This window comes from Microbacterium sp. LWO12-1.2 (assembly GCF_040675875.1).
Taxonomy (GTDB): domain Bacteria; phylum Actinomycetota; class Actinomycetes; order Actinomycetales; family Microbacteriaceae; genus Microbacterium.
The window spans coordinates 1232055-1243894 of the sequence record NZ_JBEGII010000001.1 but is presented as its reverse complement, the minus strand read 5'-3'; the positions used below and the strand labels follow the sequence as shown (position 1 = coordinate 1243894).

Sequence of the window (11840 nt, the reverse complement as noted above, 5' to 3'; positions counted from 1 at the left end):
GCCGCCCGTGGTCGGAGGGCCGAGCGCATCGTCGCGAACGCGGGCTTCAGTCCTGCGACCGGCTACGTTCGGCGGTGTTCCCGGGGCTTTCCGTGCCGGAGCCGTTTGATTGGGGGAGCGGCGCAAGGGGGAGAGCATCGTCGAACCAGTGATGCCACTGCCCATCGGGGGCCGCGGCCGGTGCACATCGCATTCCGAGCACGACCGCCAAGACGCCCAGGAATGCGACTCCTGCAGCGGGTCCGTAGAGGCTGAAGATCGCCCCGAAGCTTGCGACCGGGGTTCCGAGCGGTGCGGCGGAGAAGAAGGCCAGTCCGATCGCGTACGTCACGGGCGTCCAGATCATGACCCACAGGGGTGCCCAGTGCCACGGCGCTGGGATCACCCTGGCGCGGACGATCGCGATGACCGAGATGAGGGCGAGCAGGACCAGGATTCCGAAGTATGCCGTCGCGACCAGCACCCACGCGTCTTCCTCGGCATTCAGGTCACCCGTGCTGTCCGGAAGGAGGGCGAACCAGTAGGACTGCGTCAGCGGGGCGACGACCAGGAGGGTGGTCGAGAAAGTACCCACGAAGCGTCCTGCCGTGATGCTCCCGCCGCGGCCGATGCCGATCACCAGGACAATAACCGCGGCCGCGAAGAGCCAATCCTTGCCGGGGGAGAGGTCTGCGAGTGGCCCGCGCGCTGCGAGTTCGACAGCCACAGACAACAGCAGCAGAACACCGCCGGCCACCCAGGTGCGACGCTGGGCCCGCTGTGTTCTCAGTTCGCTACTCGCATCGTCGCTCACACGATCACGATAGCCCGACATGTTGCGAGCAGCTGCGACGCGGACGCGCAACGCGAAGCGGTTGAATAGATAGATGCAGCATTCCGAGACACCCGGATCCGCGACGCAACCGTCAGCGCATTCTCGTCGGCGCTTTCTGATCGCCGCGGGTGCGGGCGTCACCGCCACAGCCGCGGGAATCTGGCTCTCTACGAGCCACGTGGCTCCAGGCGATGCGACGATCGCCGTGGATCCCGACAATCCGAACGGACTGACCGAGTACGTTCCCGTCTACGACCGTGCGGTGAGAGGACTCGAAGCACCCCTGGGGTTCTCGGACTGTGCACACCCCACCGATCGGGCACGCCGTGACACGGCGGGAAGCGACCGTCGCGCCGTGACGCCGGTCATAGACCGGTTCATCATCCACCACACCGGCACGACCAATGACCAGCTGGACTTCTTCTCGCGCTGCAACAAGCGATCCTCGGCGCCGACCTTCTATCTGCGGCACGACGGGTCCGTCATCGAGCTGATCCGCCCTGGGGCGAAGCCGTCCGCAACCGGAGCCGACTGGAACTGGCGCTCCCTGGCGGTAGAGACTCTGGACCATTCCGGGGCGCCTGATTACGCCGTGACGGCGGCGCAGTTGGAAGAGCTCTCGCAGATGATCGCGTGGCTCGCGACCTTCGACGGCAAGAGTCTCGACGGCGTACCGGTGTCGTTCACGATCGACCGGGAGCACGTCATCACACACCAGGAGACCTGGTCGGGTACCGAATGCCCCGGCCCGTACCTGCAGGCGCGACTCGATGACATCGTGAGCCGTGCACGACAGATCTTCATCGCGAAGCGCTCTGTGTAGCCCCGCTGCACCGACGATCTACAGCGCGCTGGGTGGTGGCGTCGCGGGTTACGGCACGAACATGATCGGTACGCTCGCTATATGAGCGATGACGGAGTGAAAGCGAGCCCCCGGCTTCTAAAGGATGGACTCTATGCACGCGCGCAGGGGGTCGAATACGAACTCCTCACCATCAAGGGCCGCTGGGTCCTGATGTCGCACAGCCCGGCGCCCGGTTTCACGAAGCTCAAGACACCGAAGAACACGCCAGCGAGGTACGCGCATGAGATCACCGCTGACGAACGGATCGACACGTATAGGCTGTCATATGACGGCACGTATAGAGGTGTGGACGTCCAGGTGTATCCCCAGGCTGACACCCTGATGGTCGTCGCGAAGGATCCGAGTTCGCGCGCGCTCGGCTTCGAGAACTTCGACCGGGACCAGTGGATGAAGTTCTTCACTCTGGACGATCCCCAGCTGCAGTTCACCGCCACGCGCACCCCGGTGGTCGCGCCGTGGCTGCGGCCCTGAAATGCCCACGGCGAACGATGCGGTCAGTGCAGCCACCGGGGGAGTCGCACCACAACCCGAGGACGGCTGTCGCTTCCCGACCCACCCACCGTCACGCTCAGACGCGACGATATCCGCGCCGTCGTGCACTGGCTCAAGATGACCCGGCTGCCGCGCTCAGGTTCCTTCGCCGATGAGTTCGAGGTCTATCTCGATGACGACTACTACGAACTTCGACGCAAGAACTGCAGCCGCAATGACCACCGGGAGTTGTTCGGCTCCCGGTGGGGCCCCGACGGTGCGCGAACTGAGATGTCGGTGGAGGAAAGCGGTCGAATGGTTGCTGGCATCCCGCTATCCGTAAACGATCAGGGAACGTTTACGGATAGCGGGGAAGCGTTGCCCGCTTCGTCGCGATTGCGAGAAGTGCAGTCTGTTTGATTTAAACTGACATAATGTGCATTATCGGCTACAACTCGAGAGTGGCCGACACCTACACGCCACCGGCGACGATCTGCGTCAGAGCGCAGCGTCCGCCGACATCCGAAGGTCGCTCACCGGCTCACACACCGACGTACGCGGCGAGGTGCTCACCCGTCAGCGTGGACTTGTCGGCGACCAGATCGGCAGGCGTTCCTTCGAAGACGACTCGGCCGCCGTCGTGTCCGGCACCAGGCCCGATGTCGATGATCCAGTCGGCGTGGGCCATGACCGCCTGGTGGTGCTCGATCACGATGACGGTCTTACCGGATTCCACAAGACGATCGAGCAGGCCGAGGATCTTGTCGACGTCTGCAAGGTGCAAGCCGGTGGTCGGCTCGTCCAGCACGTAGATGTCGCCCTTCTCACCCATCTGGATCGCCAGCTTCACGCGCTGACGCTCGCCGCCCGACAACGTCGACAACGGCTGACCGAGTGACAGGTAACCCAGGCCGACGTCATCCAGCCGTCCGAGGATCGCTGTCGCTGCCGGGATCTTCGCCTCACCTTCGGAGAAGAAGACCCGTGCCTCCGACACGGGCAGATCGAGCACTTCGGTGATGTCCTTGCCCGCCAGCTTGTACTCCAGCACGCTGGCCTGGAAGCGCTTACCGCCGCAGTCCTCGCACGGCGTCTCGATGGAGTCCATGAATCCGAGCTCGGTGATGATGACGCCTGCGCCCTTACACGTGGGACATGCGCCCTCGGAGTTTGCGCTGAAGAGTGCCGGCTTCACACCGTTCACTTTCGCGAAGGCCTTGCGGATCGGCTCCAGAAGCCCGGTATAGGTCGCCGGGTTGCTGCGCCGCGAGCCCTTGATCGCTCCCTGGTCGATCGCCACGACGCCTTCCCTGCGTGTCACCGAGCCGTGGATCAGTGAGCTCTTCCCCGATCCGGCGACGCCCGTGATCACCGTGAGGACACCGGTGGGGATATCGACGTCGACGTTCTGGAGGTTGTTCTCCGTCGCGCCGCGGACCTCGATCGCTCCGTCGCCGCTCCGTACGGAATCCTTCAACGCGGCGCGATCCTCCAGGTGGTCGCCGGTGAGAGTACCGCTCGCCTTGAGGCCGTCAACCGAGCCTTCGAAGCAGATCTCGCCGCCCGCACTTCCGGCTCCGGGACCGAGGTCGACCACGTGGTCGGCGATCACGATCGTCTCGGGTTTGTGCTCCACCACGAGCACCGTATTGCCCTTGTCACGCAGCTTCACGAGCAACCCGTTCATACGCTGGATGTCATGCGGGTGCAGGCCGATCGTGGGCTCGTCGAACACGTAGGTGATGTCGGTGAGCGAGGATCCGAGGTGCCGCAGCATCTTGATCCGCTGCGCCTCTCCCCCGGACAGAGTCCCCGACGGACGTTCCAGGCTCAGGTATCCGAGCCCGAGGCTCACGAAGGCGTCGAGGTTCGCGCTCAGCGCCTCCAGCAGAGGTCCCGCACCCGGCAGATCGAGACCGCGCACCCAGGCGGCGAGATCCGTCACCTGCATCCGACACGCATCGGCGATGCTGATGCCGTCGATCTTCGACGACCGTGCGCCTTCGGTCAGACGAGTGCCGTCGCATTCGGGGCACACCGCGAAGGTCGCGACCCGCTCGACGAAGGCACGGATGTGCGGCTGCAGCGCGTCGAGGTCCTTCGAGAGCATCGACTTCGTGATCTTCGGGATCAACCCCTCGTAGGTCATGTTGATGCCGGAGATCTTGACCTTCGTGACTTCGCCGTACAGGAAGAGATGACGCTGCTTCTCGCTGAACTCCGAGATCGGCTTGTCACCCGGGTAGAAGCCGGACTGCGAGAACCCCTTCACCATCCATCCGTCAGCAGTGTAGCCGGGCACCATGATCGCGCCTTCGTCGAGGGACTTGGACTCATCGACGACCTGCGTGAGATCGATGTCGGACACCGCTCCCCTGCCCTCGCAGCGTGGGCACATACCACCGAGATAGATCGCGTCCTTGACGATCTTCTTCTCGCCGCCCGGGCCGGTCATGACACCGCTGGCGCGCTGCGTGGGGATGTTGAAGGAGAACGCCGTCGGCCCCCCGATATAGGGTGTGCCGAGCTTGCTGAACAGGATGCGCAGCATCGCGTTCGCGTCGGTGACAGTGCCGACTGTGGAGCGCGGGTTGGCGCCCAGGCGTTCCTGGTTGACGATGATCGCGGTGGTCAATCCCTCGAGCACATCGACGTCCGGCCGTGGGACGGACGGCATGAATCCCTGCACGAACGCGCTGTAGGTCTCGTCGATCATGCGCCGGGACTCCGCAGCGATGGTGTCGAAGACCAGCGAGCTCTTTCCCGAGCCGGAGACGCCGGTGAACACCGTCAAGCGGCGTTTAGGGATGTCGACGCTGATCTCCTTGAGATTGTTCTCGCGTGCACCCTGAACGCGGATCAGGTCATGGCTGTCGGCGGCATGTGAGGAAGAGGACATCGCCATCCTTCGTGGTGAGGGCTGAGAGTTCAGCCGGCCTGGTTGATACGGAGCAGGTTGCCTGCCGGGTCTCGGAACGCGCAGTCGCGCACACCGTAGGGCTGGACCATCGGCTCCTGAACGACATCGGCGCCCTGGGCGACGAGGTGCTCGAACAGCTGATCGAGATCATCGCTGGACAGGGTCAGCGCACCATAGCTGCCCTTGGCTATCAGCTCGAGGATCGTACGTCGCTCATCTTCGGTGATACCCGGATCCGTTGCCGGCGGGTGCAGCACGATCGACGTCTCCGGCTGCCCGGCGGGTCCCACCGTCAACCAACGGAGACCGTCGTAGCCGACGTCGTTGCGCACTTCGAATCCGAGAGCGTCTCTGTAGAAGCCGAGAGCCGCGTCGGCGTCGGTGTGCGGGAGAAAGGCGTAGTGGATGTTGATCTTCATGATGCTCACGTTAGGTGCGCGTCGGTGCGCGGTGCTTCTTGATTCCTGATCGGCCTGGTGACGTGCTTCGCCTGGAACACGGGGATCCCTTCCACGTTCGCGGCTCGTTCACGGTACACGCTGGGTGGGACACCGACGAGCTCGGTGAATCGGGTGCTGAATGTGCCGAGTGATGAGCATCCGACCTCGAAGCACACCTCCGTCACGCTGAGGTCGCCTCGCCGTAGGAGCGCCATCGCCCGCTCGATGCGCCTGGTCATCAGATAGGAGTACGGAGACTCGCCATACGCGTCGCGGAACCGGCGACTCAGATGCCCGGCCGACATGTGCACGCCCTTCGCGAGGGCCTCCACATCGAGAGGTCTCGCGTACTCCCTGTCGATGCGATCCCGCACTCTCCTCATCACTGCGAGCTCGCGCAGGTGAGCGTCTTCGTCCGGTGCCACGAGATGATCCTGCCATGACGGCGCGTCTCGCTCCATGACCTCCGACGACGCGCTGCCGCACTCCTCCCCCACCTCGCTCCGCCCGAGCGCTACTCTGAGGGCATCCCTCACAGGATCTTCTCAGAAAGGGGTCCCCATGTCCCACGCAGTCAACGAAGCGAAGTCGCTGTTCAAGTCCATCCGGATCACACTCGCAGTCTCCGGTGTCATCGCACTGATCGCCGGTATCGTCCTCCTCGTGTGGCCGGTCAAGTCCGCCGTCATCGTGACCGCGATCTTCGCGTCCTACCTCGTCGTCGCCGGTGTCGTGTACATCGGACTCGGCATCTTCTCGAAGGCCAAGGGCGGGTGGGCGCGCGTCGGACACATCGTGCTCGGCCTGCTCTACATCGTCGCCGGCGTGATCGCCTTCGCCAACCTCGGTGCCGCGGCCGCCACGCTGGCACTCGTCGTCGTGATCTTCATCGGCATCAGCTGGATCGTCGATGGAGTCGTCGCGCTGACGCTCCTCGGTCAGGACGGGTCGCGCGTCTGGACGCTGCTGTACGCGCTCCTCAGCATCATCGCCGGAATCATCGTGCTGTTCTCGCCGCTGATCGCAGGGCTGGCCTTCTGGCTCTTCCTGGGCATCTCGCTCATCGCACTCGGCATCGTGCAGATCGTCCGCGCGATCACGATCGGCAAGGAGGCGAAGGGCTTTGTCGCCTCCGTCCAGGACGGCGTCGCCGGCTGACCCGCCACCGCACAATGAATCGGCCCCGTCCTGCAGTTGCAGGACGGGGCCGATTCATTGTGCGGAGAGCTACTCGGCAGCGAAGGCGCTGACGTCTCCGACGAGGCGCGTGTTGTCGGCGGGAACGGGGTCGACCGCGGCCTGAGCGACCTCCGCGGCGAACTCCGAGACGTTGTAGAGCTTGCCGGCTGACTCGCGTCGCTCGGCGATAGCACCCGGGTTCGCCCGCTCCAGCAGCGTGGCGGTGATGGTGCCCTCGATCATGTCACCGGACACGACGGTGAAGCCGATGCCCTTCTCGGCCAGAGCCGGGATCAGTTCGCGAAGCGCGTCCTCGCCGGCGCGCTTGGACAACGCAACGGGCTCGTACTCGGGCATGGTCGGAGTGGTGCGGATGAAGTGCGCCTGGTGGCTGGTGACGAACACGACGCGGGCCCCCTCTCCGAGCAGAGGCGTCGCGGCGTTCAGGACGTTGAGCTGTGCGTCGCGGTTCAGGGTCAGGGCGTAGTCCTCCGCCATGCCGGACTCCATACCGCCGGATGCGTTGAGGACGAGCACGTCGAGGCGCCCGTACTCGGCGCGGATGGCGTCGAACATCTGCGCGACGGAGTCAGGGTCGGTCAGGTCCGCGCCGACCACGAGTGCGCGACGACCGAGCTCGCGAAGCTGCTCGGCGAGCTTCTCCGCACGCGGTGCCTTGTTGCGGAAGTTGATGACGACATCGGCGCCGGCCTCCGCGAGGTAGCGCACCGTGTCGGCGCCGATCCCCCGCGACGAACCGGTGACAAGAGCGACCTTGCCGTCGAGAGAACCTGCGGGAAGAACGTCGGTCACGGTGACTCCTCTTGATGCGTGAAACGCCGCGATCACGCGGCGTTCTCAGACTACCAAGACCGTCCTCCGAGGCCCGGGTCGGCCCAAGGGCACGTGATAGGTTGACCGCAAAGGAGGCCGCATGGACAACTTCGCGACATTCGTACAGTTCATCGACCAATGGGCATGGATCGGCTGGCTGATCCTGATCGCCGTCTTCCTCGTGATCGAGATGCTGACGTTGGATTTCACCTTCCTGATGCTGAGCTTCGGCAGCGCCATCGGCCTGGTGACCGACCTGGTCGGCATTCCTGTCTGGGCCCAGGTGATCATCGCCGCCGCCGCAGCCGCCATCTTCATCCTGTTCCTGCGCCCACCGCTGCTCAAGCGGCTCCGCCGCGGCGAGGACCCGACGAAATCGAACGTCGACGCACTGATCGATCTGCGTGGAATCGCGCTGCATAACATCACCCAGATCTCCGGCCAGGTGAAGCTGAGCAACGGCGACACCTGGACCGCTCGAACCGCCACCGCCGTTCCGATCCCGCAGGGATCTCCGATCGCCATCACCGCGATCAACGGCGCGACCGCCATCGTCCGACCCGTCAACGACTAGGAGAACTCCGTGAACGACTCTTCGTTCATCCCCACCGCCATCGGCTGGATCCTCGCGATCGCGGTACTCATCTTCGTGGTGGTCACCCTCGCGCGCGCCATCCGCATCATCCCGCAGGCCACGGCCGGTGTGGTGGAGCGTCTCGGCCGATATCACAAGACCCTCATGCCGGGACTGAACATCCTGGTGCCGTTCATCGACCGCCTCCGGCCGCTGATCGACATGCGCGAGCAGGTCGTGTCCTTCCCCCCGCAGCCGGTGATCACCGAGGACAACCTCGTGGTCTCGATCGACACGGTCGTCTACTTCCAGGTGACCGATGCGCGCGCCGCCACCTACGAGATCGCCAACTACCTGGGTGCCGTCGAGCAGCTCACGACCACCACTCTGCGTAACGTCGTCGGTGGTCTGAATCTCGAGGAGGCTCTGACGAGCCGTGACAACATCAACGGCCAGCTCCGCGTGGTGCTCGATGAGGCCACCGGCAAGTGGGGAATCCGCGTCGGACGTGTCGAGCTGAAGGCCATCGACCCGCCCATCTCCATCCAGGACTCGATGGAGAAGCAGATGCGCGCTGAGCGTGACCGTCGTGCGGCGATCCTGACCGCCGAGGGCACGAAGCAGTCCGCGATCCTCGAGGCCGAGGGGTCCCGCCAGGCCGAGATCCTGCGTGCCGAAGGAGACAAGCAGGCGGCGGTGCTGCGTGCGCAGGGTGAGGCCGAGGCGATCCAGAACGTCTTCAGCGCGATCCACCAGGGTGCACCCGATGACAAGCTGCTCGCCTACCAGTACCTGCAGATGCTGCCGAAGATCAGCGAAGGCCAGTCGAACAAGCTCTGGATCATCCCGAGCGAGCTGACCGAGGCGCTGAAGGGAATCGGGAGCGCCTTCACCCCGAAGCCAGGGCAGGGTCCGACGAACACCCCTCCCGGCGTGTGACCCACCCGTACTTCGAGAAGGCACGGTACCCCCGAGTCCTCGCTCACCGCGGCCTCGTGACCGCGGCGGGCGAGGACTCCGGCGTCTGGGAGAACTCCGCCGCTGCCTTCGCCGCTGCCCATGCCGCCGGAGCGGACTTCATCGAGACCGACTGTCAGGTCAGCGCCGACGGCGACGTGGTGCTCTTCCATGACGCGACTCTCGAACGCCTGACTGGCGACCCGCGCCCCGTCCGCGAGGTGCGCACGCGGGAACTCGAGAAGCTGTTCGCTTACCACGGAGGGCTACTGACGGTCGCGGAGGCGCTGCAGCTGTTTCCGGAGGCCCGCTTCAACATCGACGTGAAGACAGATGCGGCGGTCGCCCCGCTCGGACCCGTCCTCGTCGACCACACGCATCGGGTGCTCGTCACCAGCTTCTCCGACGTCCGGCGCCGCGCCACGATCGCGTCAGTGCTGCGCGCGGGAGCGTCCCTCCGCCCGGCGACGTCCGCAGGCAGCAGGACGATCGCCTCCGTGCGCGGACTCTCCGCCGTGCGCCTCTCCCCCGCCACCGCGCTGCGTGACGTCGACGCGCTGCAGATCCCGGAGAGGCACGGCGCCCTGCGCATCCTCACTCCCTCGCTCGTGCGTGCCGCACACCGGCAGGGCGTGGAGGTTCATGTCTGGACGATTAACGACGAAGCCACGATGCAGAGACTCGTCGATGCGGGCGTGGACGGGATCGTCTCGGACCGCTCCGACGTCGCGATCAGCACACTCTCCCGTCAGGATCCGCCACGCCGCTCATAACTCCCCGCGCTGGGATTCCGCTGTGAATCCCGCCGAGATTGCGGGGACGTGGATGAAGCGCACAGGCTGGAGCGTTATACCTGACAGCGACGAGAGGACCACAAAATGGCAGATCGCAGCCTGCGCGGCATCCGACTCGGCGCCCAGAGCCTACAGAGCGAAGAGGGCGTCGTTTTCATGGAGCGCCGCGAGACCACTTACACCTGTGACACATGCGGTCACGTGACCAACCTGATGTTCTCGGCAGACGCGGAGCCGCCCCAGACCTGGGAATGCCGGTCCTGCGGAGCCGACGCCCGACTGAACATCGACGGCCATGCCGTGACCCTCGAGGTCACGGATGAGAAAGCCGCACGTACGCACTGGGACATGCTCCTGGAGCGTCGCACCCGTGCCGAGCTCGAAGAGCTCCTGGAAGAGCGCCTCGCGTTTATCCGAGCCCGCCGCGGCGCCGGCGAGGACCCGACCAGGGAGAAGATCGGCGCCTAACGCGTCCGGGCGCGCCACCATCCGATGAGGAGGGCGCCCAGCCCGCCCCAGAGCAGCAGCTGCTGCACCCAGGGGCCCAGCACGACACCAGCCGTGAGGCCGGAGCGGAGCTCGACATCCTCGAGCATCGCCCCGGCCTCTCCTGCATCCAGGCTCGTGACAGTCGTGCCGTCCGGCCGGATGATCTGGCTCGTGCCGACCGTCGACACGTTGACCACGCTGCGTCCCGTCTCGATCGCCCTCATGCGCGCGAAGGCCAGCTGTTGCAGGTTCTCGTCGGTGCCGCGGAAGTCGGCATTGTTCGTCTGGAAGACAAGCACCTGCGCGCCCGCGTTCATGCTCTCGGTGATGACGTCGTCGTAGATCACGTCGAAGCAGATCGCGAGCCCGACCCCGACACCCTCGATGTCGATGACCGGTGGGTTCTCACCGGGCGTGTACTCGCGTTGGATGAGCCCGATCAGATCGGGCGCGAGCGCGTTGAAGAACGGCCGGTCCGGCACGTACTCCCCGAACGGCACGGGATGCCGCTTGTCGTGGAGCTGAGTGGCTCCCCCGGCATCTGTCCACAGCATCGAGGTGTTGTAGTAGCGGCCGCCCCGTCCCGTGGCGGCGTTCGCCAGCAGTGGGGCATCGATCCGCGTGGTGATGAGCGTCATGCGTCTGGCCAACGTCTCGTTCTGGAACGGATCGGTGTCGAGTGATCCCTCCGGCCACACGAGCAGATCCACATCTTCCCCGTACAGCGGCTCGGTGGCATCCGTCTGTGCGTCGATCACCGAGAAGGGGGGCCGCTCATCGAAGTAGCCGGTGGGTCCGTTGCCCTGCACGGCCGCGATACGCATCGAGCCGGAGACCGCGGTCGGGAACGCAGGAGTCAGCACCAGGACGGCGACCAGAGCGGCGGGGACGAGCAGCGGGAGCGGGCGCCGCCAGAGGCGCAGCCGTGCGACCTCGATCGCGATCGCGACCAGGAGCACCATCAGGAAGCCGAGCCCGCTGACACCGAGCCATGACGACACCGGCGCCAGCGGGCTCTGCGCCTGGCTCATGCCGATGCGCGCCCAGGGGAAGCCTCCGTAGGGCCAGGAGCCGACGAACAGCTCTCGACCGACCCACAGCGCCGCCACGACGGTCGGCAGCAGCAGGAGGCGCCCTGCGGTGCCGGGGAACGCGCGAGGCAGCCAGCGGTAGGCCAAGGCGATCGGCACGAGCGCGAATGCGGTGAGGGCGCCTTCCAGGACGCTGAGCGCTGCCCATGGCACCGGGCCCAGGTAGCGCGAGGTCCAGGACACCAGCAGCGCGAAGAAGAGGATGCCATACACCAGCCCGACCAGGAGCGCTCCCCCGAACCGTCGGCCGATCAGCGCGAGCAACAACAGCGCGGTCGCCGGGAAGGCGAAGATCCACACCGCCGCCCCCGGGTACGCAAGGTACATCAGCAAGCCGGAGAGCGCGGCGGCGATCACGGCTGCCCACAGCGGCAGAAGGGGGCGCGGGAGCGCGCGGGACTCGGACATCCCT

14 protein-coding genes are annotated in these 11840 nt (G+C 65.6%); 8 read left to right on the top strand and 6 right to left on the bottom strand.

Annotated features, from left to right (window positions below):
- Positions 1 to 46: 46 nt before the first annotated feature.
- Positions 47 to 793 carry a hypothetical protein gene (locus tag MRBLWO12_RS05900; RefSeq protein WP_363553603.1) on the bottom strand — a complete coding sequence of 249 codons (747 nt, stop codon included), beginning with the start codon at positions 791 to 793 and terminating at the stop codon, positions 47 to 49.
- Between the two features lie 199 nt (positions 794 to 992).
- Here MRBLWO12_RS05900 and MRBLWO12_RS05895 point away from each other — a divergent pair, with 199 nt between their 5' ends.
- The 3 genes from MRBLWO12_RS05895 (at position 993) to MRBLWO12_RS05885 (ending at position 2570) form a co-directional block, all read left to right on the top strand.
- Positions 993 to 1637 (top strand): peptidoglycan recognition protein family protein, encoded by a 645-nt coding sequence (locus MRBLWO12_RS05895; RefSeq protein WP_363553602.1) that lies wholly within the window; start codon positions 993 to 995, stop codon positions 1635 to 1637.
- Between the two features lie 81 nt (positions 1638 to 1718).
- A complete protein-coding gene (locus tag MRBLWO12_RS05890; RefSeq protein WP_363553600.1) occupies positions 1719 to 2150 on the top strand; it encodes a hypothetical protein in 432 nt (143 codons plus the stop codon).
- Positions 2151 to 2273: 123 nt separating this feature from the next.
- Positions 2274 to 2570, top strand: coding sequence for a hypothetical protein (locus MRBLWO12_RS05885; protein ID WP_363553598.1), 297 nt, complete (start codon positions 2274 to 2276; stop codon positions 2568 to 2570).
- A gap of 121 nt (positions 2571 to 2691) precedes the next feature.
- On the opposite strand, the gene MRBLWO12_RS05880 is transcribed toward MRBLWO12_RS05885, so the two are convergent.
- From MRBLWO12_RS05880 to MRBLWO12_RS05870, 3 genes are read right to left on the bottom strand one after another with little or no spacing between them, the layout of a single operon-like run.
- Positions 2692 to 5049 carry an excinuclease ABC subunit UvrA gene (locus tag MRBLWO12_RS05880; RefSeq protein WP_363553596.1) on the bottom strand — a complete coding sequence of 786 codons (2358 nt, stop codon included), beginning with the start codon at positions 5047 to 5049 and terminating at the stop codon, positions 2692 to 2694.
- Between the two features lie 29 nt (positions 5050 to 5078).
- Positions 5079 to 5489, bottom strand: a complete 411-nt coding sequence (locus MRBLWO12_RS05875) for a VOC family protein (protein ID WP_414685445.1) — start codon at positions 5487 to 5489, stop codon at positions 5079 to 5081.
- Between the two features lie 5 nt (positions 5490 to 5494).
- A complete protein-coding gene (locus tag MRBLWO12_RS05870; RefSeq protein WP_414685510.1) occupies positions 5495 to 5893 on the bottom strand; it encodes a helix-turn-helix transcriptional regulator in 399 nt (132 codons plus the stop codon).
- A gap of 178 nt (positions 5894 to 6071) precedes the next feature.
- On the opposite strand from MRBLWO12_RS05870, the gene MRBLWO12_RS05865 reads away from it, so the two are divergent.
- On the top strand, positions 6072 to 6668 hold the full coding sequence (locus tag MRBLWO12_RS05865; RefSeq protein ID WP_363553592.1) for an HdeD family acid-resistance protein: 597 nt from the start codon (positions 6072 to 6074) through the stop codon (positions 6666 to 6668).
- A gap of 69 nt (positions 6669 to 6737) precedes the next feature.
- Here the strand turns inward: MRBLWO12_RS05865 and MRBLWO12_RS05860 are convergent, their stop codons facing one another.
- Complete coding sequence (locus tag MRBLWO12_RS05860; RefSeq protein WP_363553590.1) at positions 6738 to 7502, bottom strand: SDR family oxidoreductase; 765 nt, start codon at positions 7500 to 7502, stop codon at positions 6738 to 6740.
- Positions 7503 to 7623: 121 nt separating this feature from the next.
- Between MRBLWO12_RS05860 and MRBLWO12_RS05855 the strand changes: the two genes are divergently transcribed.
- The 4 genes from MRBLWO12_RS05855 to MRBLWO12_RS05840 all read left to right on the top strand — a co-directional run bounded on the left by MRBLWO12_RS05855 (position 7624) and on the right by MRBLWO12_RS05840 (position 10316).
- The gene (locus tag MRBLWO12_RS05855; protein WP_363553589.1) at positions 7624 to 8097 is read left to right on the top strand and encodes an NfeD family protein; all 474 of its coding nucleotides are present in this window, start codon (positions 7624 to 7626) and stop codon (positions 8095 to 8097) included.
- A gap of 9 nt (positions 8098 to 8106) precedes the next feature.
- The gene (locus MRBLWO12_RS05850; RefSeq protein ID WP_141872032.1) at positions 8107 to 9036 is read left to right on the top strand and encodes an SPFH domain-containing protein; all 930 of its coding nucleotides are present in this window, start codon (positions 8107 to 8109) and stop codon (positions 9034 to 9036) included.
- Positions 9033 to 9827, top strand: coding sequence for a glycerophosphodiester phosphodiesterase family protein (locus MRBLWO12_RS05845; protein ID WP_363553586.1), 795 nt, complete (start codon positions 9033 to 9035; stop codon positions 9825 to 9827). Before MRBLWO12_RS05850 ends, MRBLWO12_RS05845 begins: the two co-directional genes overlap by 4 nt.
- A 105-nt stretch (positions 9828 to 9932) precedes the next feature.
- Entirely contained in the window at positions 9933 to 10316 is a 384-nt protein-coding gene (locus MRBLWO12_RS05840; RefSeq protein WP_363553584.1) for an RNA polymerase-binding protein RbpA, read from the top strand.
- Here MRBLWO12_RS05840 and lnt read toward each other — a convergent pair.
- Positions 10313 to 11836: an apolipoprotein N-acyltransferase gene (gene lnt, locus MRBLWO12_RS05835; RefSeq protein ID WP_363553581.1), complete on the bottom strand. Its 1524-nt coding sequence runs from the start codon at positions 11834 to 11836 to the stop codon at positions 10313 to 10315. The two genes, MRBLWO12_RS05840 and lnt, sit on opposite strands and share 4 nt — an antisense overlap.
- Between the last annotated feature and the right edge of the window lie 4 nt (positions 11837 to 11840).

What these genes read in the sequence shown, in the direction of transcription:
- MRBLWO12_RS05890 (WP_363553600.1), top strand. Translation starts at nt 1,719, where the DNA reads ATGAGCGATGACGGAGTGAAAGCGAGCCCCCGGCTTCTAAAGGATGGA.
- MRBLWO12_RS05880 (WP_363553596.1), bottom strand. Translation starts at nt 5,049, where the DNA reads ATGTCCTCTTCCTCACATGCCGCCGACAGCCATGACCTGATCCGCGTT.
- MRBLWO12_RS05875 (WP_414685445.1), bottom strand. Translation starts at nt 5,489, where the DNA reads ATGAAGATCAACATCCACTACGCCTTTCTCCCGCACACCGACGCCGAC.
- MRBLWO12_RS05870 (WP_414685510.1), bottom strand. Translation starts at nt 5,893, where the DNA reads ATGAGGAGAGTGCGGGATCGCATCGACAGGGAGTACGCGAGACCTCTC.
- MRBLWO12_RS05865 (WP_363553592.1), top strand. Translation starts at nt 6,072, where the DNA reads ATGTCCCACGCAGTCAACGAAGCGAAGTCGCTGTTCAAGTCCATCCGG.
- MRBLWO12_RS05855 (WP_363553589.1), top strand. Translation starts at nt 7,624, where the DNA reads ATGGACAACTTCGCGACATTCGTACAGTTCATCGACCAATGGGCATGG.
- MRBLWO12_RS05840 (WP_363553584.1), top strand. Translation starts at nt 9,933, where the DNA reads ATGGCAGATCGCAGCCTGCGCGGCATCCGACTCGGCGCCCAGAGCCTA.
- lnt (WP_363553581.1), bottom strand. Translation starts at nt 11,836, where the DNA reads ATGTCCGAGTCCCGCGCGCTCCCGCGCCCCCTTCTGCCGCTGTGGGCA.